Consider the following 18,759-nt stretch of genomic DNA (forward strand, 5'->3'; position numbering starts at 1 on the left):
CGAAGAAGGGTTACGAGCGTACTTCGAGGAGCGGAACGAGCTGTTCCACGGGGGTCAGCGAGCCGTGCATCCCCACCATCCGGGACTCGTGGGGTTCGTTGACCGACGCGGTGATCACCACGTCGTCGTGGGCCGCGGCCACCACGTCGCCGATCCTGCCGTACACCCGTTCGTCGATCCGCGGGCCGAACCAGCCCGCCGCGATCGCCTCGTCGCGGCTCGCCACCCAGAACTGCTCGCCCAGCACCTCTCGCCAGACGGTGAGGACGTCGGCCTCGGCGCCGGGGACCGCGTACACATGACGGGCCCGGCCCTCGCCGCCCAGCAGGGCCACGCCGGCGCCGAGCTCCCAGTCCTCGTCGAAGTCGATCCGGGACTGCTCGTCGAACGGGATGTCGATCATGCCGTGGTCGGCGGTGATGTACAGAGCCGAGCGGGGCGGGAGCTGCTCGGCGAGACGCCGGGCGAGCCCGTCGACGTACATCAGCTGGCCGCGCCAGGCGTCGGAGTCGGTGCCGAAGCGGTGCCCCTGCCCGTCGACCTCGCTGTAGTACGTGTAGACGAGGGACCGGTCACCGGCGGCCAGCCGCTCGGCGGCGACGTCCATCCGCTCCTCGCCGGAGAGCCGGCCGAGGAAGGAACCGCCGCTGAGTGCGACCTTGGTCAGGGGGGTCTGCTCGAAGTCCGGGGCGGAGACCTGCGCGGTGCGCACGCCGGCCGCGTCGGCGAGGGCGAAGACCGTGGGGTAGGGCTGCCAGACCTTGGGGGCGGTCCACGGCTTCCAGCGGAGCTGGTTCATCAGCGCGCCGGTCTCCGGGTTGCGCACGGTGTAGCCGGGAAGGCCGTGCTCGCCCGGGGCCAGACCCGTCCCCACCGACGCGAGCGAGGTGGCCGTGGTGGACGGGAAGCCCGAGGTGAGCGGCCGTCCCGTGCCGCCACGGGACGTGGGGAGCAGGGAGTGCAGGAAGGGCGCCTCGTCCGGGTGGGCCTTGATCTGTTCCCAGCCGAGCCCGTCGATCAGGAAGACGCAGTTGCGGTCGGCGGGGGTGAGTTCCGCGATCGTCGCCTCGAAGCCCGGGACGCCCTGGCCCGCGGCCAGCGTCGGCAGGAGATCGGCGAGGGAACCGGTGCCGTACTCGGGGACGGGCGCGGTCTCGGGAGCGAGGAGGACGGGGTCCTGCCAGGCCGGCGGCTGGGCCATCAGCGGGTGGCGGCCGCGGTGGCGGCCGTGGCCTCGGAGAGCGCCTGGGCGAAGGCGAGCGTCTGGCGCACGGTGTCCGGGCCGTCCCCCGCCTCGCTGACGCGCAGGCTGAGGTCGTCGGCGGTGGAACTGCCGGTGTAGCCGTGGTCGGCCTCGCAGTTGGGGTCGCCGCAGGCGGCGGGCTCCAGATCGATCCGGGAGACAGCGCCCCAGCCGATCGTCAGGACGACCTCGCGGGGCAGGGTGCCGGGCACGTACTTCTCGGGGTTGGCGACGACACGGCTGACCACCACGGACGAGATCCGGTCGAGCTTGACCGACTCGGTGGACGTCGTGGCGTACGGCGTCGGGGAGCTCGTGTCGGCGGCCTGCTCGTCGGTGTGGCTGACGATGAAACGGGTGTCCGTCAGGACGAGGACCGTGACGTGGCGGCGCACCTCGTTGGAGTCGAAGGTGGTCTCCTGGTGGACCAGGTACGAAGCGACCGGCTCCCCGCCGACGGCGGCCTCCACCGCCTCGGCCACGAGGGCCGGGTAGTAGCCGCTGCGCTCGATCGCCGCGCGCAGCCCCTGGGTCGTCGTACCGGTCTTTGCCATGGGGCCATCCTACGGGGGGCAGGTGGCTGCCGGGGACGCTGTGCGCGGGTCGGCGGGCGGTCAGTAGCTCGGGAGCCGGCGGGGCCCGAGGTCGTTGCGAGCGGGTGGCGGAGCGAGCCGGACGCTCGCCCCGAGGACCGTCAGGCCCTGGGTGGCGACGACGACGGGTTCCAGGGTGACCGAGACCACTTCGGGGTGGTCGTCGACGAGGCGGGACACCCTCAGCAGGAGCTCTTCGAGCGCCGCTGTGTCCGCCGGCGCGGATCCGCGCCAGCCGAACAGCACCGGAGCCGCCCTGATGGAGCGGATCAGCTCGGCGACGTCGCGGTCGGTGGCGGGCACCAGCCGGTGCGCGATGTCGCCCAGCAGCTCGGAGGGCGCGCCGGCCAGCCCGAAGGAGAGGACGGCGCCGGCGGCGGCGTCGATCGACGCCTTGACCACGGTGTCGACGCCCCTGGGTGCCATGGCCTGGACGACGGGGCGGAGTTCGGCCGGGCTGCCGAGCAGTTCGGTGAGTTCGCCGTAGGCCCGCCGCAGGGCGTTCTCGTTGGCGAGGTCGAGCCGGACGCCACCGAGGTCGGCACGGTGGCGGAGATGGGGGGCGGTGGTCTTCAGGGCCACCGGGTAGCCGAGCTTCCCGGCGGCTGCCACGGCTTCCCCGGAGTCCGGGGCGGGGAGGGCCGGCCGGACGGTCACGCCGTAACGGGCGAGCAGTTCGCGTGCCTCGTCCGGGGTGAGCGGGCGGCCTCGCGGGTCGGGGTCAGGACCCAGCAGCGTGTCGATCAGCCCGGCGGCCCCGGGTTCGTCGATGGTGTCGTCCAGGAATTCGGGCACCTTGCCGGGGGCCGCGGCCTGGCGCCGCCACTGGGCGTACTTCACGGCCTCGGCGAGCGCGCGGACGGCTCGCTCGGCCGCGGGATAGGCGGGGATGCGGCGGGCAGAGGAACCGGGCCCGGTGGCGGCGGCCGGCGCCGGAGTGCCGGTGGAGGTGCTTGCCGCAGTGCCGGGGGCTGCTGGGGCCGGGGTGACGGGGGCCGGGGCGCTGTGCGCCGGAGCGTGGTCCGGGGCTGCGGTGCGGGCCGGCGCCCCGGAGGGGGTGGCCGTTTCCCGAGCGGTGTCCTGGGCCGGCGTGGAGGGCTCCTGCCCGGACCGTGACTCCTGCGTCGCGCCGAGGGCCGTCGTCCGGGGCCGGGGGGCCGCCGTGCTCGTGGCGGCGGCGAGCGCCTCCGCCAGGCCGCCCATCTCCACGTGCACCACGGCCACCGGCTTGGCCGGGCCGGTGGCCGCCGCCTCGCGCAGCGCGGCGGCCAGGGTCTCCCCGTCACCGGTCTCCGCCTCGCCGTTCTCCCCCACCCAGGGGATCGCGGTCACGATCACCGCGTCGCAGGTCCGGTCGGCGAGCGCTTCCGCCAGCGCGTCCCGGAAGTCCTGCGGGCCCGCGGCCGTGGTGAGATCGCGCGGCGGGCGGGGACGCAGTCCCTCGGCGAGGCAGGCGTCGTAGGTGAGGAGGCCGAGGGACTCGGAGTTGCCGAGGATCGCCACCCGGGGCCCCTCCGGCAGGGGCTGGCCCGCGAGCAGCAGGCCCACGTCGACCAGCTCGGTCACGGTGTCCACCCGGATCACGCCCGCCTGCCGCATCAGCGCTGAGACCGTCGCGTCCGGGATCCGGCTGACGGGTACGGCATGGCCGGGCGGGGTGGAGCCGCTGTGCCGCGCTCCCTTGACCACGACCACGGGCTTCACCGCGGCTGTCCGGCGGGCGAGCCGGGTGAACTTGCGCGGGTTGCCGAGCGACTCCAGGTACATCAGGGCGACATCGGTCCCCTGGTCCTCGTACCAGTACTGCAGGAAGTCGTTTCCGGAGACGTCGGCCCGGTTGCCCGCGGAGATGAAGGCGGACAGCCCCGCCCCGCGCCGGTGGAGACCGGACAGGACGGCGATCCCGATGGCGCCGGACTGGGTGAAGAGCCCGATGCGCCCGGGGCGCGGGGACTCGGGGGCGAGCGAGGCGTTGAGGCGGACCGATTCGGAGGTGTTGATGATGCCGAAGGCGTTCGGGCCGATGATCCGCATGCCGTACGAGCGTGCCTGCCGGACCAGTTCGCGCTGCCGCTCCCGGCCTTCGGTGCCGCGCTCGGCGTAACCGGCGGAGAGGACGACCAGCCCCTGGACGCCGTGTTCACCGCAGTCCGCGACCACGTGCGGGACGCGGTCGGCGGGCACGGCGACGACCGCGAGATCGACCTGTGCGCCGATCTCGCCCACGGAGCGGTGGGCCGGAACCCCGTCGACGGTCTCCAGGCCGGCGTCGAAGGACGCGTTCACCGCGTACACGCATCCGGTGAAGCCCGAGCCCAGGAGGTTGCGCAGGACCGTGCGGCCCACTCCCCCGGGTGCTCGCCCGGCGCCGACGACCGCGACGGAGCCGGGGGCCAGCAGGCGCTGCACCGACCGGGCTTCGGCCCGCTGCTCACGGGCGCGCTGGACGGCGAGGGACTCCGCCGTGGGCTCGATGTCGAGGGTGAGGTGGACGGAGCCGTCCTCGAAGCTGCGGTGCTGGGTGAACCCGGCGTCCCGGAACACCTTGATCATCTTGTTGTTGGCGGGGAGCACCTCGGCGGCGAAGCGGCGGATGCCGCGCTCCCTGGCCACCGCCGCGATGTGTTCGAGGAGTGCCGAGGCGACGCCGCGGCCCTGGTGGGCGTCCTGGACGAGGAAGGCGACCTCGGCCTCGTCCGAGGGCGCGGACGCCGGCCGGCCCTGCGCGTCGATCCGGTCGTAGCGCACGGTCGCGATGAACTCGCCGCCGACCGTGACGGCCAGTCCCACCCGGTCGACGTAGTCGTGATGGGTGAAGCGGTGCACGTCGCGGGCGGAGAGGCGCGGGTAGGGGGCGAAGAAGCGGTAGTACTTCGACTCGTCGGACACCTGCTCGTAGAAGCTGACCAGCCGCTCGGCGTCGTCCGTGGTGATGGGCCTGATGCGCGCGGTGCCACCGTCGCGGAGCACCACGTCCGCCTCCCAGTGGTCGGGGTACGCGTGGTGCGGACTCTGCTCCTGCGAGGGCGAGGGCTCCATGGGCAAAGCCTACGGCTCGTCGCACCGGTCGCGTCGAGATGCGGGCAGGGGCACGCTGAGGGTGCCGGCGGGCGGTGCGCGGGCCGACGGTGAGCGCAGGCCCAGCAGTGCACACCGCATGAGACACTGGTCTAGACAACCATTGATACGTGAAGGGCAGAACCATGGCTGAGCGCCGCGTCAACGTCGGTTGGGCCGAGGGCCTGCACGCCCGCCCCGCTTCCATCTTCGTCCGTGCCGCCACGGCCTCCGGCGTTCCGGTGACGATCGCCAAGGCGGACGGCAACCCCGTGAACGCCGCGTCCATGCTCGCGGTGCTCGGCCTGGGCGCCCAGGGTGGCGAGGAGATCGTGCTCGCGTCCGAGGCGGACAACGCCGAGGTCGCGCTGGACCGTCTGGCGAAGCTGGTCGCCGAAGGGCTGGAGGAGCTCCCGGAGACCGTGTGAATCCGGCCGCTCCGGAATTTCCCGCGGACAGGCCGCGGCACCCTTCACCGGGAGCCGCGGCCTTTCTGTTGCACAAAGAGTTTTACACATGTCGCGCAGCCCGAATTAGGGCAGGCGAAATAGAGCCCTTCGGCAATTACCTTCTTTGTATACGGCGCAATTGTTAATGACGCGCTCCCGCGATGTTTACGGGGTGTTGCGAAGTCCTCACCCGCACCCCGCCCGCCGCCACGCCGGGCCGACGGCGGAGCCGGTGCGCCCCGGTGGCCCGCTCGGCGTGCTGGGTCGCGAGAGCCCTGGCCCGTTCCGCGTCACCGCGCGCCACGGCGTCCACGAGCGCCCCGTGCTCCGCCCAGGAATCCGCGGGGCGGGCCGGCTGCTCGACGGAGTACATCCAGGCGATCTTGTGCCGGAGCTGGGTGAGCAGCGCGATCAGCGCGGGGCTGCCCGAGGCCTGCGCCAGCGTCTCGTGGAACCAGCCGCCCAGCGAGCGCAGATCCTCCCCCTCGCCGCGGCGGACCCGCTCCTGCCCCAGTCTGACCAGTCCCCGGAGCACCTTGAGGTGCGCGTCGGTACGCCGCTGCGCCGCACGGGCGGCCCCCAGGGGCTCCAGGAGCATCCGGATCTCCAGGAGGTCCGCGGCCTCCTGCTCCGTGGGCTCGGCCACGCAGGCACCGGCGTGCCGGCGCGTGACGACGAACCCCTCGGACTCCAGGGTGCGCAACGCCTCACGCACCGGGACGCGTGAGACGCCGTAGCGCCGCGCGAGCACCTCTTCGGTGAGGCGGCTGCCGCGTTCGAAGACACCGGAGACGATGTCGTCACGGATCGCCGTGCATACCGAATGCGCGGGAATGCGCATGTCCGAACCTCCGCCTTAATCCCCGCGAAACGCGGCCGATCGACGCCTGTTCTGTGACTCTATTGCAATCGACGGGAATTTCCGATGGCGGGGTGGAATCCATGGATTGCTTTTGGCTGCCGGGCGCTTCCGCTCAGGCTCCGCACCCTCCGCGCCGGGACACACCGAAGGCCCCGGCGGGTGAGCCGGGGCCTTCGGCCGGAGCATGCGCCGTGCGGAGTCCGCCGCAGGAGCACCTTCGCGCTGGGGGCGTCGCCGTACGGAGCTCGGTCAGACCTGGACGCCGTGGGCGCGGAGGTAGGCGACGGGGTCCATGTCGGACCCGTACTCGGGGGTGGTCCGGGCCTCGAAGTGCAGGTGCGGGCCGGTGGAGTTGCCGGTCGAGCCGGAGAGGCCTATCTGCTGTCCCGAGGTGACGCTCTGGCCGACCGAGACACCGATCGACGAGAGGTGGCCGTACTGGGTGTAGGTGCCGTCGTTCATCCGGAGCACGATGTTGTTGCCGTAGGCGCCGCCCCAGCCCGCCTCGACGACCGTGCCGGCGCCGACCGCGACCACGGAGGTGCCCGAGGCCGCCTGGAAGTCCACGCCGGAGTGGCTGCCGGAGGACCAGAGCGCGCCACCCGACTTGTAGCCGGTGGTCACGTGGGAGCCCGCGACCGGGAGGTGGAAGGCGTTCAGCCGGGCACGCTCGGCGGCGCGGGCCGCCCGGGCCTCGGCCTCGCGGGCCTCCTTGGCGCGGGCCTCGGCCTTGCGCTTCGCCTCCGCCTTGGCCTCCGCCTTGCGCTTCGCCTCGGCCTTCGCCTCGGCGGCGACCTCGGCCTGGTGCTGCTGCGCCTTCGCCTGGGCGTCGATCTGGGCGGCGAGCGTGGAGTCGAGGGAGACGACGGTCTGGGTCAGACCGGTGCTGCTCGCGGTGACGGACTCGGAATCCGCGGCAAGGGCCGGGGAAGCGGTGGCGCCGATGATACCGGTGGTGGCCAGGGCCGCGATGCCGGCGGCCTTGGCGCTCTTGCGCGTCAGGCGGCTCGGGGCACGGTGCTTCCCGGTGGCACGGATGAACGCCATGGAGGGGCTGATCCTTTCCTTCCTTCTCGCCTACCGGGTTAGCTGACGGGTTCGGAGCAGGAAGGTCTCCTACGGGTCCTGCGCGTCACGTGCGAGGCGCGGAAGCCCGATTCACCCCAGGGACTTCATGGGTCCCCGGCTCCCCAGGCTCGCGCCTGACGGGGACTCGGCGATGGCTGTCCGGCGCCGCGGGCGCGGCATATGTCTGGCGAACAGCCGGGCTGACGGTAGGTCGGGGCGCTCCACGGCGCCAAACAGAAAGGGCCTTTTGTCGCACATCCCACAGAGCAAATGTGCATTTTTAATCTCAAAACGGACAGACGATGAGACCCCGACGAGCGCGCTCGCCGGGGTCCCTTCCGCCAGGTTCTGACGGTGGTGGTCCGTGTCAGCCGGTGACGACCGACACCTCACCGATGCCCAGCGCCCTGACGGGTTCGGCGATCTGCGCGGCGTCGCCCACCAGCACGGTGACCAGCCGGTCCACCGGGAACGCGTTGACCACGGCCGCGGTCGCCTCGACCGTGCCGGTCTCGGCCAGCCGTGCGTACAACTGGGCCTGGTAGTCGTCCGGGAGGTGCTGCTCCACCTGGTCGGCGAGCGTGCCCGCCACCGACGCGGCCGTCTCGTACTTCAGCGGGGCGACACCCACCAGGTTCTGTACGGCGGTCTCGCGCTCGGCGTCGGTGAGCCCTTCGGCCGCGAGCGTGCGCAGGACCTTCCACAGGTCCTCCAGGGCGGGGCCGGTGGACTCGGTGTCCACGGATCCGCTGATCGCGAGCATCGCGGCACCGGTAGCCCCCGAGGAGGAACCGGGGGCCGTGGAGCGCAGCACCTGCCCGAAGGCCCGGACGCCGTAGGTGTAGCCCTTCTCCTCACGCAGCACCCGGTCCAGCCGGGAGGTGAGCGTGCCTCCCAGGCAGTACGTGCCGAGGACCTGCGCGGGCCACACGCTGTCGTGCCGGTCCGCACCGATACGGCCGATCAGGAGCTGCGTCTGGACGGCGCCCGGACGGTCCACGATGACCACGCGGCCGGTGTCGTCCGCCGTGATCGGGGGGACCGGACGGGCCTGGGCGGTGTTGCCCGACCAGTCACCGACGGTCTCGGCGAGCAGGGCGTCGAGGTCCACCCCCGTGAGGTCACCGACGACGACCGCGGTCGCGGTGGACGGACGGACATGGGCGTCGTAGAAGGCGCGCACGGCCGCGGCGTCGATCCGCCGGACCGTCTCCTCGGTGCCCTGGCGCGGACGCGACATCCGCGCCGTCGCGGGGAAGAGCTCCTTGGAGAGCTGCTTGGCGGCCCGGCGGGCCGGGTTGGCCTGCTCGTGCGGGATCTCGTCGAGCCGGTTGCCCACCAGGCGCTCGATCTCGCTCTCCGCGAAGGCGGGGGCCCGCAGCGCCTCGGCGACCAGGCCGAGGGCCTTGGCCAGCCGGGAGACCGGGACCTCCAGGGAGACACGGAGACCCGGGTGGTCCGCGTGGGCGTCCAGGGTGGCGCCGCAGCGCTCCAGCTCGGCCGCGAACTCCTCCGCGGAGCGCTTGTCCGTCCCCTCGGACAGGGCGCGCGCCATGATCGTGGCCACGCCGTCCAGGCCTTCCGGCTCGGCGTCCAGCGGCGCGTCGAGGAAGATCTCCACGGCGACGACCTGCTGGCCGGGGCGGTGGCAGCGCAGCACGGTCAGGCCGTTGGGCAGGGCGCCACGCTCGGGCGCGGGGAAGGCCCACGGCCTTGCCTCGCCTGCGGTCGGCTGCGGGTGGAACTGCATCGCTACTCCAGTCACGGCGGCGTCGGTCACTTGTCGGCCCCCTCGTGCGCGTCGGTGGCGTCCGTCTCGTCGGCCGGCTCGACCGGCTCGTAGACCAGGACCGCGCGGTTGTCGGGACGCAGGTGCGCCCGGGCGGCCTCCTTGACCTCGTCGGCCGTCACGTCGAGCACCCGGCCCACCGCGGTCAGGGCGAGCTGCGGATCACCGAACAGGACGGCGTAGCGGCACAGTTCGTCGGCGCGGCCGGCGACCGTACCGAGGCGGTCCAGCCACTCGCGCTCCAACTGCGCCTGCGCCCGTTCCATTTCCTCGGGCGTGGGGCCCTCCTCGGCGAAGCGCGCCAGCTCCTCGTCGACTGCGGCCTCGATCTGCGGCACCTCGACGCCGCCGGACGTCTTGACGTCCAGCCAGCCCAGCGAGGGCGCGCCGGAGAGCCTGAGCAGGCCGAATCCCGCGGCGACCGCCGTACGGTCACGGCGGACCAGCCGGTTGTGCAGCCTGGAGGACTCGCCGCCGCCGAGCACGGTCAGCGCCAGGTCCGCGGCGTCGCACGCGCGCGTGCCGTCGTGCGGCAGCCGGTAGGCGGCCATCAGCGCCCGCGCGGGGACCTCCTCGTGCACCACTTCGCGCAGCTGTTCACCGATGATGCCGGGCAGCGTGCCGTCCCGCGGCGGCTGCTTGCCGTCGTGGGAGGGGATGGAACCGAAGTACTTCTCGATCCAGGCGAGCGTCTGCTCCGGGTCGATGTCCCCGACGACGGAGAGCACCGCGTTGTTCGGGGCGTAGTACGTGCGGAAGAACGCCTGCGCGTCCTCCAGCGTCGCCGCGTCCAGGTCGGCCATCGAGCCGATCGGCGTGTGGTGGTAGGGGTGGCCCTCCGGGTAGGCGAGCGCGGTGAGCTTCTCGAACGCGGTGCCGTACGGGACGTTGTCGTAGCGCTGGCGGCGCTCGTTCTTGACGACGTCGCGCTGGTTCTCCATGGACTCCTCGTCGAGCGCGGCGAGCAGGGAGCCCATCCGGTCGGCCTCGAGCCACAGGGCGAGCTCCAGCTGGTGCGTGGGCATCGTCTCGAAGTAGTTGGTGCGCTCGAAGCTGGTGGTGCCGTTGAGGGAGCCGCCCGCTCCCTGCACCAGCTCGAAGTGCCCGTTCCCCTTGACCTGGCCCGAGCCCTGGAACATCAGGTGCTCGAAGAGGTGAGCCAGGCCGGTGCGTCCCGCGACCTCGTGGCGGGACCCGACGTCGTACCAGAGGCAGACCGCGGCGACCGGGGTCAGATGGTCCTCGGAGAGCACCACGCGCAGGCCGTTGGCCAGACGGTGCTCGGTCGCCGTCAAGCCGCCGGAACCGGCCTGGGCTGTGGCCGTGTGACCCATGGGCATGTACGTCCCTTCGATCGGTACAGGATTTCCTGCCGGACCTGCCACTCTAAGCAAGCGCACGGGCACCTGGCGAAGTTCCCGTTGGGTGAATGTTGTCGTAGATGCTGCCGTAAACACGGGCCCGGCACAGGCCCTCGGGACCGCTTCGGACGGGTCGAGGTCGGGGTTGTCAGTACGGCGGTCCACAATGGTCGGCGTCAGAACCTGAGGTTGCCCGACAGAATCTGTGAAGGAGTCGCAGCCGCGATGGCCCGCCGCAGCACGAAAACCCCGCCGCCGGACGACTTCGAGGAGAAGATCCTCGACATCGACGTCGTCGACGAAATGCAGGGCTCCTTCCTCGAGTACGCGTACTCGGTGATCTACTCCCGGGCTCTCCCCGACGCCCGCGACGGCATGAAGCCCGTGCACCGCCGCATCGTGTCCCAGATGAACGAGATGGGGCTGCGTCCCGACCGCGGGTACGTGAAGTGTGCCCGTGTCGTGGGCGAGGTGATGGGCAAACTGCACCCGCACGGTGACGCGTCGATCTATGACGCACTGGTGCGCATGGCACAGCCGTTCTCGATGCGTCTGCCTCTCGTCGACGGACACGGAAACTTCGGCTCGCTCGGTAACGACGACCCGCCGGCCGCCATGCGGTACACCGAGTGCCGGATGGCCGACGCCACATCCCTGATGACGGAGTCGATCGACGAGGACACCGTCGATTTCCAGTCGAACTACGACGGACAGGAGCAGGAACCGGTCGTCCTCCCGGCCGCGTATCCGAACCTCCTGGTCAACGGCGCCTCCGGGATCGCGGTCGGCATGGCGACCAACATGCCCCCGCACAACCTCGGCGAGGTCATCGCCGCGGCCCGCCACCTGATCCGGCACCCGGGCGCCGACCTCGAAACCCTGATGCGCTACGTCCCGGGCCCCGACCTGCCGACCGGCGGCAGGATCGTCGGCCTCGGCGGCATCAAGGACGCGTACGCGGCCGGGCGCGGCACGTTCAAGATCCGCGCCACGGTCGCCATAGAGAACGTCACGGCGCGCCGCAAGGGCCTCGTGGTCACCGAACTTCCCTTCACGGTCGGCCCGGAGAAGGTGATCGCGAAGATCAAGGACCTGGTCGGCTCGAAGAAGCTCCAGGGCATCGCGGACGTCAAGGACCTCACCGACAGGGCGCACGGTCTGCGTCTCGTGATCGAGGTCAAGAACGGCTTCGTCCCCGAGGCGGTGCTGGAGCAGCTCTACAAGCTGACGCCGATGGAGGAGTCCTTCGGCATCAACAACGTGGCGCTCGTCGACGGGCAGCCGCTCACCCTGGGGCTCAAGGAGCTCCTGGAGGTCTATCTCGACCACCGCTTCGACGTGGTGCGACGTCGCAGCGAGTTCCGCAGGACCAAGCGCCGCAACCGGCTGCACCTGGTCGAGGGCCTCCTCGTCGCGCTCCTCGACATCGACGAGGTCATCCGCCTCATCCGGGACAGCGACAACTCCGCGCAGGCGAAGGAACGCCTGATGGAGCGCTTCTCGCTCAGCGAGATCCAGACCCAGTACATCCTGGACACCCCGCTGCGCAGGCTGACCCGCTTCGACCGGATCGAGCTGGAGAGCGAGCGCGACACGCTCAACGAGGAGATCGCCCAGCTGACCGCGATCCTGGAGTCGGACGCCGAGCTGCGCAAGCTCGTCTCGTCCGAACTCGCCGCCGTGGCGAAGAAGTTCGGCACCGACCGACGCACCGTGCTGCTGGAGTCGGCGGGTTCGCAGGTCGCGTCCGTCCCTCTGGAGGTCGCGGACGACCCGTGCCAGGTGCTCCTTTCCTCGACCGGTCTGCTGGCCCGCACGGCCAGTGCCGAGCCGGTCGTCCAGTCCGAGGACGCCAAGCGCACCAAGCACGATGTGATCATCTCGGCGGTCGCCGCGACAGCCCGCGGGGACGTGGGCGCGGTGACGTCCACGGGACGGCTGCTGCGCCTGTCGGTGATCGACCTTCCCCAGCTGCCGGACACCCACGCGGCCCCCAGCCTGTCGGGCGGTGCGCAGATCTCGGAGTTCCTCACGCTGGGGGCGGACGAGGAGCTGGTCTGCCTCACCACCCTGGACGAGGACGCGCCGGGCCTGGCCATCGGCACCCTTCAGGGGGTGGTGAAGCGCGTGGTGCCCGACTACCCGGCCAACAAGGACGAGTTGGAGGTCATCTCGCTGAAGGACGGTGACCGTATCGTCGGGGCCACTCAGCTGCGTACGGGCGAGGAGGACCTGGTCTTCATCACGTCCGACGCCCAACTGCTGCGCTACCCCGCCGCGTCGGTGCGTCCGCAGGGCCGCCCGGCGGGCGGCATGGCGGGAGTCAAGCTCACCGCCGGAGCCACGGTGCTGTCGTTCACCGCGGTGGATCCGGCGTCGGACGCCGTGGTCTTCACGGTCGCCGGGTCGCACGGCACGCTGGACGACTCGGAGCAGACCTGGAAGCTCACCCCGTTCGACCAGTATCCCCGCAAGGGCAGGGCCACCGGAGGGGTGCGCTGCCAGCGCTTCCTCAAGGGGGAGGACGTGCTGGTCTTCGCCTGGGCAGGCGGGACCCCGGCACGTGCAGCGCAGAAGAACGGCTCGCCGGCCGAGCTGCCGGCTCCGGATCCGCGCCGCGACGGCTCGGGCACATCGGTGACGAGCCCGGTCGCGGTGGTCGCCGGATCGCTGTAGAAAGCTCCGCCCGGACGGCGACGGGGCCATCGGGCCTTGTCGGCGTCCGGGGGCCCCGTCGGCCTCCGGGGCCTCCTCGGCGTCCGAGGGCCTTGTCACCCTCAGGGGGTCCTGGTGCTCGTCGTGCCGGCGGGGCCTCGGGGACTCGGCGCGCCGGGGGCCTCGGGCCTCGTGGGTGTCCGGGGCCGTCGGGCGCGTCCAGGGCTTCGCCTCGTCAGCGTCCGGAAGGCTCAGGGCCTCCGAGGGGCCCGCCGAAGGCTCAGGCCTCGTCGGCGTCCGGCTCCCGCACGTACCTCAGGACGCCCCACATGCTGCGTTCCAGCTCCTCCGTGACCCCCGGGTGGTGGCTCCGGCAGTTCTCGAGCTCCTTGTGCAACGCCTCGGCGTCGATGCCGGAGCCGATCAGCACGAGCTGGGTCCGCCGCTCCTCGTCGCGGCCCCACGGCTGCGGGACGAATCGCAGGAACCTGCCGACGGCATGCAGGGCGTAACGGTTGTCCCGGTCGCCGGGCCCGAAGTCGGCGAACCCCTTGATCCGGTAGAGGCCCTCGGGCCGTGAGTCGAGGAACGCCATGAAGCGGCGGGGGTCGAGCGGCACTTCCGTGCTGAAGGAGACACTCTCGTACGCCGCGTGCAGGTGGGTGTCGTGCGCACGGTCCGCCTCCGGGAGCAGGTCCTCGAAGCTCAGCTGGCGGTCGAGGTCGCCCTCGTCCGGCCGGAGAACCGGATCGAGGAGCATCTCCGGGTCGATCCGCCCGTAGGCGGCGCTGATGACGGCCCCCCTGCCACCGGCCGTCACGACGGCCTCCCGAACGGCCGCCTGCTCCGCGTCGGACACCCGGTCCGTCTTGTTCAGGACGATCAGGTCGGCGACCGCGAGATGGCGGTCGATCTCGGGGTGCCGCTCCCGGGTGGCCGGGAATTCCGCAGCGTCGACGACCTCGACCAGACCCCCGTATCTGACGTGCGGGTTGTCGCTCGCCAGCAGCATCCGTACGAGCTCCTGGGGTTCGGCCAGTCCGCTCGCCTCGATCACGATCACGTCGAGCCGTGCGGAGGGCCTGGTCAGCGTCTCCAGATACGTGTCGAGTTCGCTCGCGTCCACGGCGCAGCACAGACAGCCATTGCCCAGCGACACCGTGGAGCCGACCTGGCCGGCGACGGTCAGGGCGTCGATCTCGATGGAACCGAAGTCGTTGACGATCACGCCGATGCGGTTCCCCGCCCTGTTCCGGAGCAGATGGTTGAGGAGGGTCGTCTTGCCGGATCCGAGGAATCCCGCCAGGACGACAACCGGGATCTGTGGGGCGTGGGGCGGAGTCAACGGGGCCTTCCTCGGGGTGGTTCAGGGTGCCGGCACGGGCTGCGGGGGCGGCGTACCGACGTAGCGGGCCGCCGGGCGGATGATCTTCGAGTCCTCCGCCTGCTCCAGGATATTGGCGCTCCAGCCGACCGTCCGGGCGGCACAGAAGGTCGGGGTGAACATCTCGCGCGGCAGTCCGCAGAGCTCCATGACGACTCCCGCGTAGAACTCCACGTTGGTGTGCAGCTCACGCCCGGGCTTGAGCTCGGCGAGGATCGCCTCGACCTGCCGTTCCACCTCGACGGCGAAGTCGACGAGGGGGCCTCCGAAACCCTGCGCGATCGAGCGCAGCATGCGTGAGCGGGGGTCCTCGGTCCGGTAGACGGGATGACCGAATCCCATGATCCGGTCCCCCGCGAGCACTCGCTCACGGATCCAGCCGTCGATGCGGTCCGGGCTGCCGATGGCGTCCAGGGTGTCCAGCGCCCGGCTGGGCGCGCCCCCGTGCAGCGGTCCCGAGAGGGCACCCACGGCTCCGCCGAGGCAGGCGGCGACATCCGCACCGGTGGAGGCGATCACCCGCGCGGTGAACGTGGAGGCGTTGAACCCGTGGTCGATCGTGGAGATGAGGTACTGCTCGACGGCGGCCGTCCGCCTGGCGTCCGGCTCCTCGCCGGTGAGCATGTGGAGGTAGTTCGCCGCGAACGGGAGGTCGTCACGGGGCTCGACCGGTTCGAGGCCCTGGCCGAGGCGGTACAGGGAGGTCAGAACGGTGGGGACCGCGGCACAGACGGCGAGTGCGTCCTGGCGGCGGCGGTCGGCGCCGATGTCGTAGACCGGCCGGAATCCGGCCGAGGCCCCGAGCAGCGACAGCGCGGTACGCAGCCCGGCGAGCGGGCCGGACACCACCCCGGCCCGGGCGATGGCGGGGAGGGCCTCCCGCAACTCGTCGGGCAGCCTGCGCAGTCCGGCGGTCCGCGCGGCGAAGGCGGAGCCCGCCTCCGCGCCGGGCAGCTCACCGTGGAACATCAGGTACCAGACGTCCTCGAAGCTGCGGCTGTGTGCCAGGTCGATCGCCGAGTACTGCCGGTAGTGGTAGAAGCCCTCGCGTCCGCGCACGTCGCCCAGGGCGGTCTCGGTGACGATCACTCCGGCAAGGCCCCTGGGCACGTCGAGCGGCGCGGTTTCCGTACGTGAGGCGGGCATGGCAGGTCCCTCTTCCATGAACGAGCTGAACATTGATTCGACTGTCCATGATTGATGAGACAGCTGTCAATATTGATTGAATCAATGTATTTCCGCGATGAGCGTGGTCTCGCATGGACGGAGCATGGATACGGTGGGGGCATGACGCATGAGGCGGTGCACGCAGCCGGCACGGGAGACGAGGACGCGGCGGAGGGGCGACTCCTGCCGGCCACGCGGGATGAGGCGGCCGGGGAACGCCGGATCACCACACGGGAGGCGGCCGAGCTGCTGGGCGTGAAGCCCGAGACGGTGTACGCCTATGTGAGCCGCGGCCAGCTGGCGAGCAGGCGTACCCCGGGCGGACGGGGAAGTACGTTCGACGCGGGCGAGGTGGAGGCGCTGGCCCGCCGCACCGGGCGCAGGGAGCCGTCGTCCCTCACACCGGCGAACGGGCTCGTCTTCCGTACGGGCCTCACGCTCATCGAACCGGACCGCTACTTCTTCCGCGGCGTGGACGCGACAGAACTGGCTCGCCGCCACAGCTTCGAGGAGGTCGCCGAGTGGCTCTGGACCGGCCGGCTCCGGCCGGGCATCCGGTTCGACGCGGCGCCGGAATTCCTCAATGCGGCACGGCGGGCAGCTGCCTCACTGCCGCGCCACAGCAGCTCGACGGACCGTCTCCGGGTCGCCGTCGCCGCCGCCGCGGTCGCCGACCCCTTGCGCTTCGACCTCTCCCCCGAAGGCGTCCTCAACAGCGCGCGCAGCCTGATCCCCACCCTGGTGGGCGCTCTGCCGACGGCCGGGGAGCAGGAGGCGGACGCCGGTTCGCTCGCCGGGCGGCTGTGGCCGGGGCTGTCCCCGCGCCCCTCGGACGCGGCGTCATCGGCCGTGCTGGACACCGCGCTCGCCCTGCTGACCGATCACGACCTGGCCGCTTCGACCCTGGCCGCCCGGGTCGCCGCCTCGACCCATGCCCACCCGTACGCGGTGGTCTCGGCAGGGCTCGGCGTGCTGGAGGGGCCGCTGCACGGCGCCGCCAGCGGGCTGGCACACCGGATGCTGGCCGAGGTCGTCGAGCGGGGCAGCGCCGCCCCGGTCGTCGCCGACCACCTCCGGGCCGGGCGCCGGGTACCAGGGCTCGGGCACCGCCTGTACGCAGGCGAGGACCCACGGGCGACCGTGCTGTTCGGGCTGCTGGAGGAGGTGCCGCAGGCCGCCGAGGCACTGGCGGCTGCTCGCGACGTCATCGCGACCACCGCCCGCCACGCGCCGCTGCACGCCAACGTCGACCTGGCACTGGCCACGCTCTCGGTCTCCGCCGACATGCCGGCGGAGGCGGGCGAGACGATTTTCGCCGTCTCCCGCACGGCGGGCTGGATGGCCCACGCGATGGAGGAGTACGCGGAACGCCCCCTGCGGATGCGGCCCAGCGGACAGTACGAGGGCCCCCGCCCGCCACAGCCGCTGCCCACACCGGAGCCGGCGTAGCCGCCGGCCGGCGTGGACACTGCGGCGCGGGCGTCGGCGCCCAGGCGGTGCGGGGGCGGGCGTCGTCGGGGCGGGTGACTTCCAAGTAGCGCGACGGCGCGGCGCCGAGGGGTGCTCTCAGGCTGCACAGGGGCTACAGCCTGCGGATACCGCACATTGGCTACATCCTGCGGAAAATCTCAGGGCCCCCGCCCCGGCACACGTACAGCGGCCCCGGGGCCGGTGGGGGCAGCGGGTCAGCGGGGAGGGCGTGCGGTCGAACCGCGTACGACCAGTTCGGGTTCGAACAGCAGCTCGTCGGACGGCACCTTGCGCCCGCTGATCTGGACCGAGAGCAGTTCGACCGCGGCCCTGCCCATGGCTTCGATGGGCTGGCGCACCGTGGTGAGCGGCGGCTCGGTGCAGTTCATGAACGCCGAGTCGTCGTAGCCCACGACGGAGACGTCCGCGGGCACCGACAGCCCTCGGCGCCGCGCCGCACGCACCGCGCCCAGGGCCAGCGGGTCGCTGGCGCAGATGATGCCGGTGACTCCTTGGTCGAGCAGACGCGTGGCGGCGGCCTGCCCGCCCTCGAGCGAGAACATCGCCCGGGCCACCCACTCGTCCGGAACCGTGATCGCCGACTGTGCGGCCAGCGCACGCGCGGCGGTGAGCTTGCGCTGCGAGGGCATGTGGTCGGCCGGGCCGAGGACGAACCCGATCTTCTCGTGGCCGAGGGAGACGAGATGGCGCCAGGCCTGCTCGACGGCCACCGAGTCGTCGCACGAGACGCCGGGGAAGCCGAGGTGTGCGATGGCCGCGTTGATCAGGACGACGGGGATCTTGCGGTCGGCGAGCACCTTGTAGTGGTCGTGGGGGGCGTCGGCCTGGGCGTACAGCCCACCCGCGAACACGACCCCGGACACCTGCTGCTGCAGGAGGAGCTCGACGTAGTCGGCCTCGGAGACGCCGCCCTTGGTCTGGGTGCAGAGCACGGGCGTCAGCCCTTGCTGGGCGAGCGCACCCCCGACCACTTCGGCGAAGGCCGGGAAGATCGGGTTCTGCAGCTCCGGCAGAACGAGGCCGACCAGCCGTGCGCGCTCGCCTCGGAGCTGCGTCGGACGCTCGTAACCCAGGACGTCGAGGGCGGAGAGGACGGCTTGCCGTGTGGCGTCGGAGACGCCTGGCTTCCCGTTCAGCACGCGGCTGACCGTGGCCTCGCTGACTCCAACTTTCTGGGCAACCTGAGCAAGTCGTCGCGTCATACACGCAAGATTAGCGCAAGAAACGCAAGTAGATTGCGTGGCTGCGGATACCGACAGAACGCTCACAGACGAAGGTCCGGGAGGCAAGAGCCGGTGCACAGGGCATTCGGGGCCGTGCACCTCGAACCCGGCTGCGACGTGACGGTGCCGCGGCGCGGACCCACACCCGACCGATCTCCTGGTGGATCGGGGGGCGGCGTGATCAGCCCGTCTGCGGATCGAGGAGCCGCTGGATCGGACTCCCGGCGGATCGAGGTGCCGAGGGCCAGGGATCTTCGAATCGGAGTGCGGACCGAGCCGGACGGAGGCCGAGCGAGTCCGACCGGGGCGACCGCGCGCGGACCGAAGCGGCCGGCAGAGGAATCGAGCTGCCGTCCGGGGACTCGCGCCCGGGCCCGACCGCGGACCGGGATGCGGACGGAGATTTCGGTAAGCACC

At 71.8% G+C, this 18,759-nt stretch carries 13 protein-coding genes and 1 riboswitch; of the genes, 3 read left to right on the forward strand and 10 right to left on the reverse strand.

Translation table 11 applies throughout. The annotated features are described in order from the left end of the window. Nucleotides 1-10: 10 nt before the first annotated feature. The 3 genes from ACFY8O_RS29445 to ACFY8O_RS29455 are packed head-to-tail and all read right to left on the reverse strand — an operon-like array spanning nt 11 to nt 4,875. Entirely contained in the window at nt 11-1,201 is a 1,191-nt protein-coding gene (locus tag ACFY8O_RS29445; protein WP_387907644.1) for an alkaline phosphatase family protein, read from the reverse strand. Then, complete coding sequence (locus ACFY8O_RS29450; protein WP_145808667.1) at nt 1,201-1,797, reverse strand: DUF5998 family protein; 597 nt, start codon at nt 1,795-1,797, stop codon at nt 1,201-1,203. The genes ACFY8O_RS29445 and ACFY8O_RS29450 overlap by 1 nt, the downstream gene beginning before the upstream one ends. A gap of 60 nt (nt 1,798-1,857) precedes the next feature. Next, the gene (locus ACFY8O_RS29455) at nt 1,858-4,875 is read right to left on the reverse strand and encodes a GNAT family N-acetyltransferase (protein ID WP_387907648.1); all 3,018 of its coding nucleotides are present in this window, start codon (nt 4,873-4,875) and stop codon (nt 1,858-1,860) included. A gap of 164 nt (nt 4,876-5,039) precedes the next feature. On the opposite strand from ACFY8O_RS29455, the gene ACFY8O_RS29460 reads away from it, so the two are divergent. Continuing rightward, nucleotides 5,040-5,321 carry an HPr family phosphocarrier protein gene (locus ACFY8O_RS29460; protein WP_014153627.1) on the forward strand — a complete coding sequence of 94 codons (282 nt, stop codon included), beginning with the start codon at nt 5,040-5,042 and terminating at the stop codon, nt 5,319-5,321. A 163-nt stretch (nt 5,322-5,484) separates the two neighbouring features. Here the strand turns inward: ACFY8O_RS29460 and ACFY8O_RS29465 are convergent, their stop codons facing one another. The 4 genes from ACFY8O_RS29465 to ACFY8O_RS29480 all read right to left on the reverse strand — a co-directional run bounded on the left by ACFY8O_RS29465 (nt 5,485) and on the right by ACFY8O_RS29480 (nt 10,401). Continuing rightward, nucleotides 5,485-6,183 carry a GntR family transcriptional regulator gene (locus ACFY8O_RS29465; protein WP_145808671.1) on the reverse strand — a complete coding sequence of 233 codons (699 nt, stop codon included), beginning with the start codon at nt 6,181-6,183 and terminating at the stop codon, nt 5,485-5,487. Between the two features lie 270 nt (nt 6,184-6,453). Then, nucleotides 6,454-7,251 (reverse strand): M23 family metallopeptidase, encoded by a 798-nt coding sequence (locus ACFY8O_RS29470; protein WP_387907650.1) that lies wholly within the window; start codon nt 7,249-7,251, stop codon nt 6,454-6,456. Between the two features lie 13 nt (nt 7,252-7,264). Continuing rightward, nucleotides 7,265-7,433, reverse strand: a riboswitch (cyclic di-AMP (ydaO/yuaA leader). 206 nt (nt 7,434-7,639) lie between these two features. Beyond that, the gene (locus ACFY8O_RS29475; protein WP_145808675.1) at nt 7,640-9,022 is read right to left on the reverse strand and encodes a M16 family metallopeptidase; all 1,383 of its coding nucleotides are present in this window, start codon (nt 9,020-9,022) and stop codon (nt 7,640-7,642) included. A gap of 26 nt (nt 9,023-9,048) precedes the next feature. Beyond that, nucleotides 9,049-10,401 (reverse strand): M16 family metallopeptidase, encoded by a 1,353-nt coding sequence (locus ACFY8O_RS29480; protein ID WP_145808677.1) that lies wholly within the window; start codon nt 10,399-10,401, stop codon nt 9,049-9,051. A 246-nt stretch (nt 10,402-10,647) separates the two neighbouring features. Between ACFY8O_RS29480 and ACFY8O_RS29485 the strand changes: the two genes are divergently transcribed. Then, on the forward strand, nt 10,648-13,098 hold the full coding sequence (locus ACFY8O_RS29485; protein WP_387907653.1) for a DNA gyrase/topoisomerase IV subunit A: 2,451 nt from the start codon (nt 10,648-10,650) through the stop codon (nt 13,096-13,098). 259 nt (nt 13,099-13,357) lie between these two features. Here the strand turns inward: ACFY8O_RS29485 and ACFY8O_RS29490 are convergent, their stop codons facing one another. Together ACFY8O_RS29490 and ACFY8O_RS29495 are read right to left on the reverse strand one after the other, a co-directional pair. Further along, nucleotides 13,358-14,422: a CobW family GTP-binding protein gene (locus ACFY8O_RS29490; RefSeq protein ID WP_387907656.1), complete on the reverse strand. Its 1,065-nt coding sequence runs from the start codon at nt 14,420-14,422 to the stop codon at nt 13,358-13,360. 21 nt (nt 14,423-14,443) lie between these two features. Then, nucleotides 14,444-15,607, reverse strand: a complete 1,164-nt coding sequence (locus tag ACFY8O_RS29495; RefSeq protein WP_387907659.1) for a citrate synthase/methylcitrate synthase — start codon at nt 15,605-15,607, stop codon at nt 14,444-14,446. A gap of 141 nt (nt 15,608-15,748) precedes the next feature. On the opposite strand from ACFY8O_RS29495, the gene ACFY8O_RS29500 reads away from it, so the two are divergent. Then, the gene (locus tag ACFY8O_RS29500) at nt 15,749-17,077 is read left to right on the forward strand and encodes a citrate/2-methylcitrate synthase (RefSeq protein ID WP_387907661.1); all 1,329 of its coding nucleotides are present in this window, start codon (nt 15,749-15,751) and stop codon (nt 17,075-17,077) included. A gap of 236 nt (nt 17,078-17,313) precedes the next feature. Here ACFY8O_RS29500 and ACFY8O_RS29505 read toward each other — a convergent pair whose 3' ends face one another. Further along, entirely contained in the window at nt 17,314-18,321 is a 1,008-nt protein-coding gene (locus ACFY8O_RS29505) for a LacI family DNA-binding transcriptional regulator (protein ID WP_145808687.1), read from the reverse strand. Between the last annotated feature and the right edge of the window lie 438 nt (nt 18,322-18,759).

The organism is Streptomyces argenteolus (assembly GCF_042902585.1).
Taxonomy (GTDB): domain Bacteria; phylum Actinomycetota; class Actinomycetes; order Streptomycetales; family Streptomycetaceae; genus Streptomyces; species Streptomyces argenteolus.

What these genes read in the sequence shown, in the direction of transcription:
- ACFY8O_RS29445 (WP_387907644.1), bottom strand. Translation starts at nt 1,201, where the DNA reads ATGGCCCAGCCGCCGGCCTGGCAGGACCCCGTCCTCCTCGCTCCCGAG.
- ACFY8O_RS29450 (WP_145808667.1), bottom strand. Translation starts at nt 1,797, where the DNA reads ATGGCAAAGACCGGTACGACGACCCAGGGGCTGCGCGCGGCGATCGAG.
- ACFY8O_RS29455 (WP_387907648.1), bottom strand. Translation starts at nt 4,875, where the DNA reads ATGGAGCCCTCGCCCTCGCAGGAGCAGAGTCCGCACCACGCGTACCCC.
- ACFY8O_RS29460 (WP_014153627.1), top strand. Translation starts at nt 5,040, where the DNA reads ATGGCTGAGCGCCGCGTCAACGTCGGTTGGGCCGAGGGCCTGCACGCC.
- ACFY8O_RS29465 (WP_145808671.1), bottom strand. Translation starts at nt 6,183, where the DNA reads ATGCGCATTCCCGCGCATTCGGTATGCACGGCGATCCGTGACGACATC.
- ACFY8O_RS29470 (WP_387907650.1), bottom strand. Translation starts at nt 7,251, where the DNA reads ATGGCGTTCATCCGTGCCACCGGGAAGCACCGTGCCCCGAGCCGCCTG.
- ACFY8O_RS29475 (WP_145808675.1), bottom strand. Translation starts at nt 9,022, where the DNA reads ATGCAGTTCCACCCGCAGCCGACCGCAGGCGAGGCAAGGCCGTGGGCC.
- ACFY8O_RS29480 (WP_145808677.1), bottom strand. Translation starts at nt 10,401, where the DNA reads ATGCCCATGGGTCACACGGCCACAGCCCAGGCCGGTTCCGGCGGCTTG.
- ACFY8O_RS29485 (WP_387907653.1), top strand. Translation starts at nt 10,648, where the DNA reads ATGGCCCGCCGCAGCACGAAAACCCCGCCGCCGGACGACTTCGAGGAG.
- ACFY8O_RS29495 (WP_387907659.1), bottom strand. Translation starts at nt 15,607, where the DNA reads ATGCCCGCCTCACGTACGGAAACCGCGCCGCTCGACGTGCCCAGGGGC.
- ACFY8O_RS29500 (WP_387907661.1), top strand. Translation starts at nt 15,749, where the DNA reads ATGACGCATGAGGCGGTGCACGCAGCCGGCACGGGAGACGAGGACGCG.
- ACFY8O_RS29505 (WP_145808687.1), bottom strand. Translation starts at nt 18,321, where the DNA reads ATGACGCGACGACTTGCTCAGGTTGCCCAGAAAGTTGGAGTCAGCGAG.